At 36.7% G+C, this 16,066-nt stretch carries 21 protein-coding genes and 1 riboswitch; of the genes, 1 reads left to right on the forward strand and 20 read right to left on the reverse strand.

The window, feature by feature from the left end; translation table 11 throughout:
• Nucleotides 1–83: 83 nt before the first annotated feature.
• From thiE to BU038_RS07105, 7 genes are all read right to left on the reverse strand, one after another.
• On the reverse strand, nt 84–722 hold the full coding sequence (gene thiE, locus BU038_RS07075; RefSeq protein WP_107605440.1) for a thiamine phosphate synthase: 639 nt from the start codon (nt 720–722) through the stop codon (nt 84–86).
• Nucleotides 723–1,517, reverse strand: coding sequence for a hydroxyethylthiazole kinase (thiM, locus tag BU038_RS07080; protein ID WP_107605441.1), 795 nt, complete (start codon nt 1,515–1,517; stop codon nt 723–725).
• A complete protein-coding gene (gene thiD, locus BU038_RS07085; protein ID WP_002481772.1) occupies nt 1,510–2,331 on the reverse strand; it encodes a bifunctional hydroxymethylpyrimidine kinase/phosphomethylpyrimidine kinase in 822 nt (273 codons plus the stop codon). The genes thiM and thiD overlap by 8 nt, the downstream gene beginning before the upstream one ends.
• A gap of 2 nt (nt 2,332–2,333) precedes the next feature.
• A complete protein-coding gene (tenA, locus tag BU038_RS07090; protein ID WP_107605442.1) occupies nt 2,334–3,014 on the reverse strand; it encodes a thiaminase II in 681 nt (226 codons plus the stop codon).
• A 67-nt stretch (nt 3,015–3,081) separates the two neighbouring features.
• A riboswitch (TPP riboswitch) is annotated at nt 3,082–3,178 on the reverse strand.
• Nucleotides 3,179–3,291: 113 nt separating this feature from the next.
• Nucleotides 3,292–4,053, reverse strand: coding sequence for a LysM peptidoglycan-binding domain-containing protein (locus tag BU038_RS12785; protein ID WP_107605443.1), 762 nt, complete (start codon nt 4,051–4,053; stop codon nt 3,292–3,294).
• Nucleotides 4,054–4,261: 208 nt separating this feature from the next.
• Entirely contained in the window at nt 4,262–4,939 is a 678-nt protein-coding gene (locus tag BU038_RS07100) for a transglycosylase family protein (RefSeq protein WP_107605444.1), read from the reverse strand.
• Nucleotides 4,940–5,647: 708 nt separating this feature from the next.
• Complete coding sequence (locus BU038_RS07105; protein WP_107605445.1) at nt 5,648–6,064, reverse strand: single-stranded DNA-binding protein; 417 nt, start codon at nt 6,062–6,064, stop codon at nt 5,648–5,650.
• Between the two features lie 185 nt (nt 6,065–6,249).
• Between BU038_RS07105 and BU038_RS07110 the strand changes: the two genes are divergently transcribed.
• Entirely contained in the window at nt 6,250–6,693 is a 444-nt protein-coding gene (locus BU038_RS07110) for a YwpF family protein (protein WP_107605446.1), read from the forward strand.
• Between the two features lie 72 nt (nt 6,694–6,765).
• Here BU038_RS07110 and fabZ read toward each other — a convergent pair whose 3' ends face one another.
• The 13 genes from fabZ to BU038_RS07175 form a co-directional block, all read right to left on the reverse strand.
• On the reverse strand, nt 6,766–7,203 hold the full coding sequence (gene fabZ / locus BU038_RS07115) for a 3-hydroxyacyl-ACP dehydratase FabZ (protein ID WP_107605447.1): 438 nt from the start codon (nt 7,201–7,203) through the stop codon (nt 6,766–6,768).
• Between the two features lie 4 nt (nt 7,204–7,207).
• On the reverse strand, nt 7,208–7,399 hold the full coding sequence (locus tag BU038_RS12835; protein WP_107605448.1) for a DNA-directed RNA polymerase subunit beta: 192 nt from the start codon (nt 7,397–7,399) through the stop codon (nt 7,208–7,210).
• Between the two features lie 14 nt (nt 7,400–7,413).
• On the reverse strand, nt 7,414–8,685 hold the full coding sequence (gene murA, locus BU038_RS07125) for a UDP-N-acetylglucosamine 1-carboxyvinyltransferase (RefSeq protein WP_107605449.1): 1,272 nt from the start codon (nt 8,683–8,685) through the stop codon (nt 7,414–7,416).
• Nucleotides 8,686–8,794: 109 nt separating this feature from the next.
• Nucleotides 8,795–9,028 (reverse strand): DUF1146 family protein, encoded by a 234-nt coding sequence (locus tag BU038_RS07130; protein ID WP_107605450.1) that lies wholly within the window; start codon nt 9,026–9,028, stop codon nt 8,795–8,797.
• A gap of 186 nt (nt 9,029–9,214) precedes the next feature.
• Nucleotides 9,215–9,619 carry a F0F1 ATP synthase subunit epsilon gene (locus tag BU038_RS07135; protein ID WP_002481782.1) on the reverse strand — a complete coding sequence of 135 codons (405 nt, stop codon included), beginning with the start codon at nt 9,617–9,619 and terminating at the stop codon, nt 9,215–9,217.
• Between the two features lie 19 nt (nt 9,620–9,638).
• On the reverse strand, nt 9,639–11,054 hold the full coding sequence (gene atpD, locus BU038_RS07140) for a F0F1 ATP synthase subunit beta (protein WP_107605451.1): 1,416 nt from the start codon (nt 11,052–11,054) through the stop codon (nt 9,639–9,641).
• Nucleotides 11,055–11,076: 22 nt separating this feature from the next.
• On the reverse strand, nt 11,077–11,940 hold the full coding sequence (gene atpG, locus BU038_RS07145; protein ID WP_107605452.1) for an ATP synthase F1 subunit gamma: 864 nt from the start codon (nt 11,938–11,940) through the stop codon (nt 11,077–11,079).
• A 33-nt stretch (nt 11,941–11,973) separates the two neighbouring features.
• Nucleotides 11,974–13,485, reverse strand: a complete 1,512-nt coding sequence (gene atpA / locus BU038_RS07150; RefSeq protein WP_107605453.1) for a F0F1 ATP synthase subunit alpha — start codon at nt 13,483–13,485, stop codon at nt 11,974–11,976.
• Nucleotides 13,486–13,507: 22 nt separating this feature from the next.
• A complete protein-coding gene (locus BU038_RS07155; RefSeq protein WP_107605454.1) occupies nt 13,508–14,047 on the reverse strand; it encodes a F0F1 ATP synthase subunit delta in 540 nt (179 codons plus the stop codon).
• The gene (locus BU038_RS07160; protein ID WP_002481787.1) at nt 14,047–14,571 is read right to left on the reverse strand and encodes a F0F1 ATP synthase subunit B; all 525 of its coding nucleotides are present in this window, start codon (nt 14,569–14,571) and stop codon (nt 14,047–14,049) included. Before BU038_RS07160 ends, BU038_RS07155 begins: the two co-directional genes overlap by 1 nt.
• Before the next feature lie 113 nt (nt 14,572–14,684).
• Nucleotides 14,685–14,897 carry a F0F1 ATP synthase subunit C gene (gene atpE / locus BU038_RS07165; RefSeq protein WP_002481788.1) on the reverse strand — a complete coding sequence of 71 codons (213 nt, stop codon included), beginning with the start codon at nt 14,895–14,897 and terminating at the stop codon, nt 14,685–14,687.
• Nucleotides 14,898–14,945: 48 nt separating this feature from the next.
• Nucleotides 14,946–15,671 carry a F0F1 ATP synthase subunit A gene (gene atpB, locus BU038_RS07170; RefSeq protein ID WP_107605455.1) on the reverse strand — a complete coding sequence of 242 codons (726 nt, stop codon included), beginning with the start codon at nt 15,669–15,671 and terminating at the stop codon, nt 14,946–14,948.
• A gap of 33 nt (nt 15,672–15,704) precedes the next feature.
• The gene (locus BU038_RS07175) at nt 15,705–16,055 is read right to left on the reverse strand and encodes an ATP synthase subunit I (protein WP_107605456.1); all 351 of its coding nucleotides are present in this window, start codon (nt 16,053–16,055) and stop codon (nt 15,705–15,707) included.
• Nucleotides 16,056–16,066 lie beyond the last annotated feature (11 nt).

Here is a 16,066-nt window from a genome sequence, read left to right on the forward strand (position 1 = left end):
CACCTCTATTGGTATTATTCACATAAAAATAATTTTATCACATTCTATGAGGTGTAGAAAACAAAAACATAGAATTATGGGCATTATTTAAAAAGTTGTAAGAAATTGCGAACGGTTTCTTCAACATTCGAACTCTGGGCAATTGCTGAAATGACCGATACACCTTGTGCATGCGTTTGCGCAATTGGTGCGACATTATTTAAGGCAATTCCTCCAATTGCGACAATCGGCATACCATTTGTTTTCTCATATAATGTTTCAATCATTTGTGTACCCACAGGTTCACTGGCATCGTCTTTAGATCCTGTCTTAAATATTGGTCCTACTCCGATATAATCAACATCCGTTAAATCAGATTGCGCTAATTCTGTTTCATTGCCGACACTTAAACCAATAATTTTATCTTTAAAGTGCGTTTTAAATGTATCGACTTTCGCATCGTCTTGCCCCACATGAATACCATCAGCATCTATCGCTTCTGCTAATTCAACATCGTCATTCACAATAAAAGGTACTTGGTATTGTTCACATAATTGCTTCAAAGATTGCGCTAATTCTTTTTTCGCATCGCCTGTTTTGGCAGTTGGTCCTTTTTCGCGAAATTGATACATCGTGATGCCGCCTTCTAAAGCTTCAGTCAACACTTCATGTATCGTACGATGTTCAGGTATATCTTGTGTTCCACAAATAAAGTAAACTTTTAAATCACTAGGTTGAAACACTTAATTCACCTCTTGTGCTTTACGATTTTCTACTGCTGCTTCACTATCAATTTTATATAATGCATCGATAAATTGAACTAAGAATGTGCCTGGGCCTTTGCTTTCGCTTAGTTGTTCCGCACGTTCTGCCGCAATATTATAGACTGAGACTGCTTCAATTAAATCTTCAATCTCAGGTTTTTCATTTCTAAATAAGAATGCACCTACAATAGCACCTAATAAACAACCCGCTCCTGTAATTTGTGTTAAGAAACGTGAACCATTATTCAATTTAACTACCTTATCGTTTTGCGCAATAACGTCTGTTTCACCTGTTAACACAATCGCAGTTTGATATTGTTCATGTGCTTTTTTCGCAATCGATACAACATCTAAACTTTCAGCACTATCTGTACCTTTCATTGTTGTAGTATCATCAATCAACGTTAAAATTTCTGAAGCATTACCTTTAATCACAGTCGGTTTCACTTGTTGTAAAAATGTTTTACAGAATTGTTTACGATACGTTGATGCACCTACTGCGACAGGATCAAACACAAGTGGTGTGTTCGTTTTATTTGCGATTTTACCGACTTCTAACATGGCTTGTTCATTAGCATTTGTCAGTGTACCGATATTAATCAATACTGCTCCAGCATGTGGATAAAAGTCTTCTGCTTCTTCAGGTGCTTCACTCATCGCAGGACTCGCACCTAAACTTAAGAGTCCGTTTGCCGTAAAGTTTTTCACGACATCATTTGTAAAACAAATGACTAATGGATGTTCTGTTCTGATTCGTTCTAACCCTTTACTCATCATCTAACCCTACTTTCTTCATATATGCGAAATGGTTAACTGGTCCTCTGCCTTGTCCAATTTCAGGTGTATATTTAATACTTAAAGCGATAAAGTCTTTAGCTTTTTTAACCGCTTCATAAATCGTTTTCCCTTTCGCTAGTTCAGCCGCAATCACAGCCGAGAATGTACAACCTGTACCATGCGTGTGTTTGGTTTCATATCTTTCGCTTTCAAAGATTTCTAAGCCATCTTTCGTAAATAAATAGTCTTTTGCGATATTATCATCTTCGATATGCCCGCCTTTGATCACTACACCTTTACTGCCGATTTCTTCAATAAATATCTTACCGGCCTTTTTAATTGCATCTTCATTGTCTAATTTGAATCCGACAATCTCTTCTGCTTCAGGTAAGTTAGGTGTGGCTACATCAGCAAGCGGTAATAAGATACTTTGTAAAGCATGTTTTCCTTTATCATCCATTAATGAGTCTCCACTTTTTGCGAGCATCACTGGATCAATGACATAAGGTATTTCTGGATGTTTTTCTAAGTACGTACGGATTAATTCCATCATCTCTTTCGTCGCAATCATACCTGTTTTAATCGCTTGTGGCAATTCATCATCAAACACACTGTCTAGTTGTTCTTCTAACCAAGATAATTCTAAGTTATGAATGTGTTGAACACCTTTCGTATTTTGAGCCACGATACTTGTGATGGCAGCCATGCCATAGACACCACATGCATGAAATGATTTTAAGTCAGCCATGACACCGGCACCACCTGTTGGATCTGTACCTGCAATTGTTAAAGCAATTTTTGGTTTATTCATAATTATTTACCTCCAAATTCCCATTGTTCTTTTGTATAAGCCATATTAAAGAAGTTTCGTTCATGTACTGTACTTTGTAGATAGTTCTCTCTAACTTCTTGTCTTTCTGCATCTGTCATATGTTCAGTTAACTCGTTCATTAATTGATTTAAGACATCTATCAACGCATCCATCTCTGTTTGATAGAATTCAAACCATTGTTTCAAAATAGAAGATTGATTTAATGTGCTATCTTGCATGGCACGTTTTGCAACTTCAGCATAGACATATGGACATGGTGCCATTGCCGCAATCGCATATGCAGCGTTTTCATGGGCATAAACATTGTAATACATATGTTTAATATAATGGTCACCGCTTGGCGGCCATACTTTTTGTTGTACAATTTCGTGATAGGGCTCGCCTACATATTCTGCCATAAATTCATGAGCTTCTACTTCACCATTCACTATGAATTGTATTTGATCAACTAGAAATCGTACACTTTCTAAATTCGGCATTTTAGGGATTAATAAAGCATAGATATTCGCAAACTCTCTTAGATATGATGCATCTGCACGTAAATATTGTCTGATTGCTTCTTTATCAATATTCCCTTTTAATAAAGCTTGAATAAAGTTATCTTGATAAATTTGATCAATAATCGGTTGTGCATCTTTTTCTAGTGTTTCAGCAAAAGTCACTTTTATTCCTCCAATAAAAAAACTGCATTCCAACTTAGGAGTGCAGTCTCAGTATTTTTGCGTCATGCATACTATGTATCTACTTTCCTACGTTGGTCTTAACCAAATCAGGTTTAAAGGGTCTAGTTTCCTATCTCAGCCAAATGGCGCCCCTAGCAGTTTTTATTTAATTTATTTACATATTAAACATATCAAAGCCCTTTCATACTTGCAATGAATCTGTTTTCACAAAAAAAGCCGAGACCGAAGTCTCGACTTGAATTTTAACTATTTAAGATTAATAACCCCAAGCACTTAAGCCTTGTACGTTATAAGCGTGTACAGCTGAGTTGATTTGATCTTGAACTGAAGCTGTTGAACCATGACCAGGCATTGTTTGGAATAAACCATGTGCACCTGATGCATTATGTGCATGTAATTGTCCATTTGATTCACGTGCAATAATGTTTTCCCATACTGATGCAGATACGCCTGTACGAGCTTCCATTTGTGCTGCTGCGTATGCACCTGTAGCACCTGCAGTATTACCGTTAGCTAATCTTACTGAACCTGAACCATATGATGCGTATGATGGTGCACTATATGATGCTTGCGGTGCATTATAAGATTGTTGTGGTGCTGTATATGATGATTGTGGCGCATTATTTGATTGTGCTTGGTTATAATTGTTGTAAGATACTTGTTGCGTGTTGTATGCATAGTGGCTGTCTGATTGTGCAGCTGTTTGTGTAGTCGCAACTTTTTTAGGTTCTTTTACTTTTAAACTTTCATCAACTAAGATTAAGTCTGATTTTTTATTGTTCCATTTTTTTAATTCTTTAACTTTAACGTCGAATTTTTTAGCGATTTTATTTAAAGTGTCACCTTTAACTACAGTGTATTCACCTTTTTCATTTAAATACTTTTCAGCGTCTTTTACTTTCTTCGCATGTTCAGCTTTTGATGATGATTTTGCTTGTACGTCTTGAGTTCCAAATCCTGTTGCTAATACTGCTGCAGCAGCTGTAACCGCTGTCGATGCTACTAGTAATTTCTTCATGTAAAATATGTCCTCCCATAAGGTGTTTGTATTAAATCATTTATTTGATGTCTTTATAATAGCATCTATCCTAATAACATAGGTTACAACAATATATATTTCTTGTGTCTTTCTTTACATATATATTACAAAAGGCAGGTTACCTCCTATATTGGAGATAACCTGCCTGATAGATTTTTAACTATTTATTTATAATCAGTTAACTGAATTATGCAGTAACCCAGTGACCTGCACCTGCGCCGCCGTCATATAATTTAACAGCTGCTGCGTCTTGTACGCTTTCTGGTGCTGAAGCTGGTGATTTACCTACCCATTCAGCTGGTGCTACTGAATCCCAAGTTGATTGTAAGAATTGGAATTTACCTGCTGCACCTGATGATGGGTTGATTGCGTGGATGTCGCCACCTGATTCACGTTGTGCAATTGCACGTAAGTGATCGTTTAAACCAGCTGATGAACCAGTGCTTGCTGATTGTTGTGGAGCAGCTTGTTGAGCTTGAGGTGCTGCTTGTTGTGCTGGTGCTTGTTGAGTTGTTGCAGCTTGTGCTTGAGGTGCTGCTTGCTCAGCTACTGGAGCTTGTTGAGCTGCTGGTGCTTGTTGAGTTGTTGTTTGAGCTGCTGGTGCGTTACCGCCTGCTTGACCATAGCTCCAGCTCCAATATTGACCGTCTGATTCAAAGTTGAAGTCTAAACCATTGTATTCAAAGTTAATATTATAAGCGCCTTCTTGTACAGGGCTTTCATTTAATTGTTCAGGATTGTTTAATGCTGTTTCTGCTAATTGTGCTTGATCTGCATTTCCTTGTTCAGATGCGTGAGCTTCTGCTCCTACTCCTACTGCGAATAATGCTGCTGTTGCTGATGAAGCTACTAATAATTTTTTCATTTCTAAAAATCCTCCTATAAGGTAATTGTTTTTTCGTGTGATTAATATCATCAATTTGCAATTACAACTATATCATCTGAAAACAGGGTGTAGGTTACAACGAAATAAAAAAAACAGGCTTAATTTTACGTGTAAATTACATTAAAATAAAATAGTTAGATATCTTACTATCACTTTAAACCCTATTAATATCGTATTTGAACTTAATTTCGACCTTTAAACTATGTAATATTGATGTAATCTTTCAGATAATTGGAGGGTTATTTTACTCTTTCTTTCCTTTAGATATTTAAAAATATGGGGGTTAAAACCCGATTTTTTCATTGTCAAACGTAGATTTTTTGAAAAAAGACCCTGCATAAAGTGAAATTTATGCAAAGTCTTGGTGAGTATTAGTATATTTAAAGAGTTTTTTATGGATTAAGTTGAAAGTACAAAATTGAAAATGGAGCAATCCAAGCATCTTTTGCAGTAAAAGCTATGCGTTGGACTAAATAGAGTTTAAAAATAGAGTTTGGAATAGATTATAGGAAACTTCCTATAATAGAAAGAAGGATAATTCTAACATCATAATGAATTACTTTTAATTAACGAGAGGACAGCATGATACTTTGAACAGGATAGAGATGGATACATCATGCTGGTTGTTGCAATTTGATTTTGGGAGATATGCAGTTAAGCATAAAATGTCAATGGATGACTTGGTAGTTAGAGATGAATGGCATCGAAGGACGGGCTTCCTTCATAGTCGTTCATCAATGAATCCGTTTGTGCATGGTGTGATGAGAATTGACAATTTGAATTGTCGTTCGGATGCGAGATAAATTTGATTGTTTCCACAACCAGCTCCATACCGAAATGTGTTTGATTATCTTTTTCATATTTGTAGGAATGCATATAACCAGTAATACCTACAAGCGACCCTTTTTGTGTATAGCTGGCAATATTTCGGGCAATTTTGCCAAAAGCCTTACAATTAATAAAGTCTACAGATTGTTTGTTCTGGCCTTGATAGTTAAAATGACGTTCTGTCGCAACATTAAAGTATACAATGTCTGATTCCTCCTTCGCTGTCAATTGAGGTTGTTTCGTCAATCTTCCTACAATAACGATTTTGTTAAGCATTTTGTCACCTCCTTGTTTACTATCTTATTCAGATTGAAGCGCATCGTCAAAACTCAAATTAATAGAAAATTAATGGATGTCCTACTGATTTTCTGTACTATCTCTCAAATATTTTTATCTTTTACGCTATACTAGAATCAGAAAGAAAAAATTTGCAGAATTTAAAAAGATTGGAGTGACTTCAATTGAAAACATTTAAAGCAGTCAGATTCCAAATTGTCACTGAACACGGTGGCGTTATAGAATATGAACTCTATGATGGTGTAATTATCAATAAAGAACAAAGCGGCACCGGCTGGTTGTTAGAAATTGTAATCTCCAGTAACCACTACGATATTATGAAAGAGTATATGGATAATGAAACCTTATTAGATATTCGTGTTGTGATTACACGACCTTCTAATGATCCTGCATTATTCGATGCAACGATTAAAAATATTTCATTGTACGACAATGAACGTATGTCTATTATTTTTGATTGTCATGTCTATACATTAAGACAAGTCTATGCTGAAAATTTATTAGCACAACTTGTAGATGATGGATTATCTGGCGAAGAATTGAAGACATCATTCAATCGCATGATGCAATCAAAACCACGCTTAAAAGATGAAAGAAAAGAAGATTAAAAAAAGACTGAGACCATATAGATAATTAAAAGCAAAGCTTTTTATCTATGGTCTCAGTCTTTTTATATTGGCTTATACGTCTTGGATTGCGAATGTTAATTCACAGCTGCATGCAAGCTGACCATCAACAGTAGCTTTCGCAGTACCTTTACCGATAGGTCCACGCATCTTAGTAATTTCAACTTCTAACTGCAATGTATCGCCAGGTACAACTTGTCTTTTGAAACGACATTTATCAATACCTGCGAATAACGCAATTTTACCTTTGTTTTGTTCACTGTTTAAAATCGCAACTGCACCAGTTTGTGCTAATGCTTCAGTAATCAACACACCTGGCATAACCGCATAGTCAGGGAAATGTCCTTGGAAGAATGGTTCATTGCCTGATACTTGTTTAATTGCCACACAACGTTGACCTTCTTCATACTCAACAACTTTATCAATTAATAAAAAAGGTTGACGATGCGGGATAATGTTTTTAATTTGGTTATAGTCAAAAATTGTTTCCATGTTACTAGCCTCCAAAAATTTGCTTAAAATGATACCAAGTCTGGTATTCAAATATATTAAGTGGATTTTGATGATTCAATATAAAACCGATACACATACCGATGAAGAACATCAAAAGCATCATAAGCATGACGATAAGTATGTGAAAACCAATCGGCAGCTTTATCACTTTAAAATAAAAGCGTTTAATCATCATAATCCCCTACTTACTTATTTATTAACACGCTCAATATCAGCACCTAATTCTTTAAGCTTTTCGTTAAAGTTTACGTAACCTCTATCTAAGTGTTGTAATTCTGAAACTTCAGTTGTACCTTCAGCCACTAATCCAGCTAGAATTAATGCTGCTGCAGCACGTAAATCTGTTGCTTTAACTTGTGCACCTTGTAAATGGCTTTTACCTGTAATTTTCGCATTGCGTCCTTCAACCGTAATTTGCGCATTCATACGTTTGAATTCAGCAACATGCATAAAACGATTTTCAAATACAGTCTCTGTAATCACTTTATGTCCTTCAGCAGTTAACAATAAAGCCATCATTTGTGATTGCATGTCTGTAGGGAATCCAGGGTGTGGTAAAGTCTTGATGTCTACTGGTTTCAATTCACCTTCTGCAGATACACGGATGCCTTTATCTTCATATGATAAGTTAACACCCATTTCTTCTAATTTGTATAACAAGCTTGTTAAATGTTCTTTAATAGCACCTTTAACTAAAACATCGCCTCTCGTAATAGCACCAGCCACAAGCAATGTACCTGCTTCAATACGATCAGGGATAATTGCATGTTCTACACCATGTAATGCTTCTACACCGTGAATCGTAATTGTATCTGTGCCTGCACCAGTCACATTACCGCCCATTTCATTGATGTAATTTGCTAAATCAACAATTTCTGGTTCACGTGCAACATTTTCAATAACAGATTTACCTTTTGCTAAAGAAGCTGCCATGATGATATTTTGTGTAGCACCTACACTTGGAAAATCTAAATGAATGTCTGCACCTGTTAATCCATTTGCAGTTTCCGCAAATACAAAACCATTCTCTAAATGAATTTTTGCACCTAGTGCTTCAAATCCTTTAATATGTTGTTCAATGGGTCTGCTTCCGATAGAGCAACCACCTGGCAATGCTACTTTCGCATGGCCTAAACGTGCAAGCAATGGACCCATGACTAAAATACTCGCGCGCATTTTGCTGACATATTCATAAGGTGCTTCTGCATTCAATTGTTTTGTCGCATCTACTGTAACGCTATTGTTTTCTTTATGGTACTCAATTTCAGCATTAAGCGTTGAAAGTACATTATTAATTGTTTCAACATCGCTTAACTCAGGCACATTATGTAATGTACTCGCTCCCTTTGAAGCTAACAATGATGCAGTTAAAATTGGCAATACTGCATTTTTTGCTCCCTCAACTTGTACTTCTCCAACTAGACGATTTCCGCCTTTGATAATCATTCTATCTCTATTCATTACTACTCCTCCACTTTTTAACTCCTGAACATCTTCAATTTGAAAATTTCTCAACTCTTCTATTACCTATTATTATATATGGAAAAACATTTGAATTACACTCAAACGATTAACTGCCAAGATATTTAAGTTGTGTTGAAAATTGCAATAAATCTATGATGAAATTACTAACACCTGTTCCGATTAAAATCGCAATAAATATAATTAACACTTGTACTTGGACAGGATAACCCTTTTTAAAGAATTGATCCAACCTAATCGCATTTAATGCCCAATATGCGACACAGATACAAAGTACATGCATAATCAAATGCGCAATCGCAAATTGCCCTAAATATTCCATGATCTTTGTCGTCTCCTCAATTGTATACTGTCTCATATTGTACATGAAAATAGCGTAAAATCATACATTCTTACTTAGAAATTCAAAATCCTAATGTTCGTTCATTCTTATGTCTACCCTAAATTTTGACATTAAAAAATAGGATATACCTCAAAATGAGGTATATCCTATACTTTATGGTTGTTATTATTTCATTTCCGAAACTTTAATGCGGTTTTCCGCACGTTCTAAAGCTCGTTCTGCTCTGTTAATGTCAGTATCTTCGTCATTGTTATTCAAATGTGATTCTGCTCTTTCTTTAGCCGATTTAGCACGTCTGATATCAATATCTTCAGCTTTTTCTGCTGTCTGTACAATAATTGATGTGCTTTCATGTCTGATTTCAACGAAACCATCACTGACCGCAATGAAATCAATCCCATCTGTATAATTTACTTTAACATAACCTGTTTTAATTGCTGTAACAGTTGGTAAATGGCCGGCCATTACACCAATGTCGCCTCCAACTGTCTGCAGAATCGCAATTTCAACGTCATCTTGGTTATAAACAGAACCATTAGGAGTAACAATATTAACGTTCATTGTGTTCATTAAACTTTACCTCCTAATATTATACTTCAACACCCATGTCTTTAGCTTTTTCTAATACATCGTCCATGCTGCCGACTAAACGGAATGCATCTTCAGGGATGTGGTCATATTTGCCTTCAAGAATGTTCTTGAAGTCTTCTACTGTACGTTTAACTGGAACGTATGAACCTTTTTGACCAGTGAATTGTTCTGCAACGTGGAAGTTTTGAGATAAGAAGAATTGAATACGTCTTGCGCGTTCAACTGTGCTCTTATCTTCATCAGATAATTCATCCATACCTAAGATTGCGATGATATCTTGTAATTCTCTGTATTTTTGTAATGTTGATTGTACACGACGAGCAACATCATAGTGTTCTTGACCAACAATGCTTGGTTCAAGCGCACGTGAAGTTGACGCTAATGGGTCAACGGCTGGGTAAATACCCATCTCAGTTAATTTACGCTCTAAGTTAGTTGTTGAGTCTAAGTGAGCGAAAGCTGTTGCTGGCGCTGGGTCAGTATAGTCATCGGCAGGTACGAATACTGCTTGGATAGACGTGATAGAACCTTTCATTGTAGAAGTGATACGTTCTTGTAATTGACCCATTTCTGTTGCCAATGTTGGTTGGTAACCAACGGCTGATGGCATACGACCAAGCAATGCTGAAACCTCAGAACCTGCTTGAGTGAAACGGAAGATGTTATCGATGAATAAAAGAACGTCTTGTCCTTTAACATCACGGAAGTATTCAGCCATTGTTAAACCAGATAAAGCTACACGCATACGTGCACCAGGTGGTTCGTTCATTTGTCCGAATACCATCGCTGTTTTCTTGATAACACCACTGTCGCTCATTTCAAAGTACAAGTCGTTACCTTCACGTGTACGTTCACCAACACCTGCGAATACTGAAATACCGCCGTGTTCTTGAGCGATGTTATTGATTAATTCTTGGATTAATACTGTTTTACCAACTCCGGCACCACCGAATAATCCAACTTTACCACCTTTGATATATGGTGCTAATAAGTCTACTACTTTAATACCAGTTTCAAGTAGTTCAACTTTTGTTGATAATTCATCAAATTTAGGTGGTTGTCTATGAATTGGTTCACGTGGAACTGATTCAGAAATTGGTCCATCATTATCGATTGGATCACCTAAAACGTTAAATACTCTTCCTAACGTATCTTCACCGACAGGTACACTGATTGGACGGCCAGTGTCTTTAACGTCGTCACCACGTTTAATTCCGTCTGTAGAGTCCATGGCGATAGTTCTAACTACGTCGTCGCCTAATTCAAGTGCTACTTCTAATGTAAGAGATTCAGTCGTGCCATCTTTTTTAGGTACATCTAGCACTAATGCGTTATTAATCTTAGGCAGTTCATCATGATTGAATCTTACGTCAATAACTGGACCCATGATTTGTGTTACGCGGCCTACACCCATTCTTTTTTCCTCCTTTAATATACTATTCAAGAGCTGTTGCGCCACCGACAATCTCAGTAATTTGTTGTGTGATTGCTGCTTGACGTGCTCGGTTATATTCTAATGATAAATCGTCAATAAGGTCGCTCGCATTATCAGAAGCATTCTTCATGGCAGTCATTCTAGATGCGTGCTCGCTGGCTTTCGCATTTAGAATTGAGCCGTAAATTAAGCTTTCTACATATTGCGGCAAAATAATATTTAAAATTGATTCTTTATCTGGTTCGAATTCATATGAAGACATTTGTCCATGACCTGAACTTGTATCTTCTTCTGCTAATGGTAATACTCTTCTTGCAGTTGGCTTGTTTTCAAGAACGTTGACGAATTTGTTGTAATAAATTTCCAACTCATCAATATCACCGTTGCTATATAAATCGATTGCTTTCTTCGTTACAGAAGAAATATCTTTGTATGACGGTTGATCTGGAACATCCGGCAATTCAAAGTCTACTTCATAGTTTCTGTTTTTGAAGAAATCGATACCTACTTTACCAAGAACGAGTAATTTATAATCGCTCTGACTTTCACCACGTGCTTCAATATCTTGTACCACTTTCTTCAAGATATTTGCGTTATATGCACCAGCTAACCCACGGTCACTAGAAATCACTAAGTAACCACGTTTTTTAACTGGACGTTTCTTCAGCATCGGATGATTTGAAGTCGTTTGGCCTGCAACTGCTGTAATCGCATTTTGCATTTTTTCCATATAAGGTTTGAACTGGTTCGTGTTGCGTTGTGCTCTGTTGAGCTTAGAACTCGCTACCATGTTCATCGCTTTGGTAATTTGATTCATTTTTTTCGTCGACTTGATTCTTGAATCAATATCCTTTAGAGATCCCATTATTTCACCACCTTATTTATACTTCGCTTCATCTTACTCTTCAGAAACACTGAAACTGCGTTTGAAGTTTTCAATTGCGCTGTTCATTTTTTCTTTGTCAGGTAAAGTACCTTTAGTTTTGATTTCATCTAAGATTTCTGGTGCATTATTTTTAGTCCAGCTGATGATTTCTGATTCAAAGCGTTGAACGTCTTGAACTGGAATATCATCTAAGAAACCGTTAACTAATGCGTAGATGATCAATACTTCGTTTTGAACTGGTAATGGCTCGCCTTGTCCTTGTTTAAGAACTTCAACTGTACGTTTACCACGTTCTAATTTTCTTGCTGTGAATTCATCTAAGTCTGAACCGAATTGCGCGAATGATTCTAACTCACGGTATGAAGCTAAGTCTAAACGTAAAGTACCCGCAACTTTCTTCATTGCTTTGATTTGCGCTGAACCACCTACACGAGATACTGAGAATCCGGCGTTAATCGCTGGACGTACCCCTGAGAAGAACAAGTCTGATTCTAAGAAGATTTGTCCATCAGTGATTGAGATTACGTTTGTTGGAACATAAGCAGAGATATCTCCGGCTTGTGTTTCAATGATAGGTAATGCAGTAATTGAACCGCCACCTAATTCGTCATTCAATTTAGCTGCACGTTCTAATAATCTACTATGTAGATAGAAAACGTCACCTGGGTAAGCTTCACGGCCTGGCGGTCTGCGAAGTAATAATGAAAGTTCACGGTAAGCTGCTGCTTGTTTAGTTAAATCATCATAAACGATTAACACTTGTTTACCGTCGAACATGAATTCTTCACCCATTGCTACACCTGCATATGGTGCAATGTATAATAATGGAGCTGGGTCAGCTGCTGATGCAGTTACAACGATTGTGTAATCTAATGCACCATGCTGTCTTAATTTTTCAACAGTCGCACGTACTGTTGATTCTTTTTGACCAATTGCTACATAAATACAAATCATGTCTTGATCCGCTTGGTTCAAGATTGTATCGATTGCAATTGTAGTTTTACCAGTTTGACGGTCACCGATGATTAACTCACGTTGACCACGACCGATTGGTACTAATGCGTCAATCGCTTTGATACCTGTTTGTAATGGTTCGTCAACTGATTTTCTTGCCATAACGCCTGTTGCTTTTTCTTCAACTGGGCGTGTTTTATTTGTTTCAATCGGACCTTGTCCATCAAGTGGTTGACCTAATGGGTTTACAACGCGACCGATTAATTCTTCACCTACAGGCACCTCCATGATACGTCCTGTACGTTTAACTTCGTCGCCTTCTTTAATATCTGTAAATGGTCCTAAAATTACAATACCGACGTTTGATTCTTCTAGGTTTTGAGCTAGTCCAAGCACACCATTATGGAATTCTACTAACTCCCCAGCCATAACGTCGTTTAATCCGTGAACTAATGCAATACCGTCACCAATCTGAATTACTGTACCAACATCAGTAACAGACATCTCTGACTCATAATTTTCAATTTGTGAGCGAAGTAATGCACTAATCTCTTCAGCTTTTATGGCCATCTATGTCACTCCTCTATAATTATTATTTCGTTCTAGTAAATCTTCTCTCTAAGTTAATAAGATCATTTTGAATACTGCCGTCATATACTTTTGTTCCTACAGTTGTTCTCAAACCGCCGATGAGTGCTGGATTGATTTCATTTGTAAGAATGACTCTATCAAGTCCTGTACGTTGAATTAAAGACTCCCCTACTTTATCCAGTTCTTCTGGAGAAAGCTCATATACAGACTCAACCGTTGCAAAGTCTTGATTATAATGTTGATTATATAAACCTTGGAATGCAGTAAATACTTCAGAAATAATCGCAAGGTTACGATTCTCAGCTAAGACATATAACATGTTTTTTAAGTATTCATTGATATCTTGGAATGTTGCATCAACAAAAGCTTTGCGGTTATGTGCAATATTCTTTGGATCTTCATCGAAAGATTTTAATTTCTCTTTATAAGGAATTACTGCTTCATCAATAACAGCAAATTCATCGTACATTAAGTCTAAAACATCTTTATCGAGTGACGTTTCATACAGTGCTTGGGCATATTTTTTAGCAACATTTGCCATTATTTATCCCCTACCTCTTTAATGTACTTGTCGATCAAGTCTTTTTGATCTTGTTCTGAGATATCTTTTTGTAAAATTTTAGATGCAATCAGAACTGATAGTTTAGAAACTTCATCGTTGATTTCAGAGATTGCACGTTCTTTTTGGCTGTTGATTTCACTTTGTGCAGTTTCAATCATGCCGTTTGCACGGACGTTAGCTTCATGAATAATTTGTTCATGTTGGTCACGCGCTTGAACTTTTGCTTCTTCTAAGATTTTTTGAACCTCTTCTTGAGTTTCTCTTAGTGTTTGTCTATTTCGTTCTTCTAATTTTTGAGCATTAATTTTAGCTTGTTCTGCATCATCGATATCTTTGTTGATATCGCGTTCACGTTTATCCATGACTTGTTTCAATGGACCCCATGCGAACTTTTTAAGCAATGCTAATAGGATTAAGAAAGTAATTAATGTAACTAATGCTGAACCCCATTCAACACCGCCGCCTGCAGCACCTAAAACTAATGTGTTTGTAGTCGCAGTCACAGTACTTGGACACTCCTTTCATTCAAAGTCCTCTATTGGCTCTTACGATAGTTGTTTACGAAAGAAATGGCGAGAGTCGATATGAGACTTCGCCGTTAGTATCGATGTATAAATTACATGAATAAGACGATGAATGTGATAACAAGGCCAAGGATAGGTAATGCCTCAACTAAACCGATACCGATGAACATGATTGACATTAATTGTCCACGTGCTTCTGGTTGACGTGCTACACCTTCAACTGTTCTAGATACAATAAGACCGTTACCAATACCTGCACCAAGTGCTGATAAACCAATTGCGATTGCCGCTGCGATTAAATTCATATTAAAAAATCCTCCTAAATATTTTTATAAAATTTTAATGTGGAAAAACTAGTGGTCGTCCGCAACTTTGTGGGACATGTATACCATGGATAACATGATAAAGATATACGCTTGGATAGTACCGATGAAAATCGAGAATGCTTGCCAAGCAATTAAGCCTGGAATACCGATGATCCAACCCCAAGCTGCATGGCCTATGATTAAGGTAGATAGTAAGCCGATTAAAATTTCACCAGCGTAAATATTACCGTATAAACGTAGACCGAGCGTCAATGTATTTGTAAATTCTTCAAATATATTGACGGGTGTTAACGCTAAGAAAGGCTGAGCATAATTTTTAAAGTAACCTTTCGCTCCGCGCAACTTGATACCGTAGTAGTGTGTCAACAGAATCATTAACAGTGCCAACGTCAGAGTAACTGTGGCATCAGCTGTCGGAGATTTCCACCAGAGCGTATGGTCGATGACTATCGCAAAAGGCAGACCCAACATGTTACCAATGAAGATAAACATAATTAATGTTACTGCCAAGAAGTGGAACTGACCGCCATGTTTCCATGCAAGGTTACTCTCGATGATACCTCTGACAAAGTCAAAGATCCATTCGATGAAGTTCTGTTTGCCAGTCGGTCGTTTCTGTAAGTTACGTGTACAAGCTATGGCTATTGCTAAAACAATAATTGCTGTAATAATTACCATTAAAATACTAGCCAAGTTGAATTTGATGTCTAAACCAAACAGCTCCCATGTAACTACAGGGCTTTTATGTTGCATATAATACTCACCTCTTTCATTCGTTGATTTGTATTACATTTTGTGAAGAAATGGTCGAAAAATGATTAATAAGTATGAAATCATTAAACCAATCATTACACCAATAATATTCACTTGGTTTTTGAAATAAACCCAGATAATACAAGCAGCAAGTGCCACTAAAAAGCGCCATATTCCACCTGTAGATACCTGAGACGTTTCTTGTTTCTGCGCCTGAGATAAATATAATTCAAAGATGTATGTATTGATCAAGGAACCAAATGAACCAATGATAAGACCAATAATGAAAGGCTTTGGTATTAAAATTGCTATTACAACCAAGGCTAACAACCAATAAATGTAATATTGAAGATATTGCTTAAAAATTAAGTTGAACTGTTTCATTTATTGTGCCT

This window comes from Staphylococcus simulans (assembly GCF_003043455.1).
Taxonomy (GTDB): Bacteria; Bacillota; Bacilli; order Staphylococcales; family Staphylococcaceae; genus Staphylococcus; species Staphylococcus simulans_A.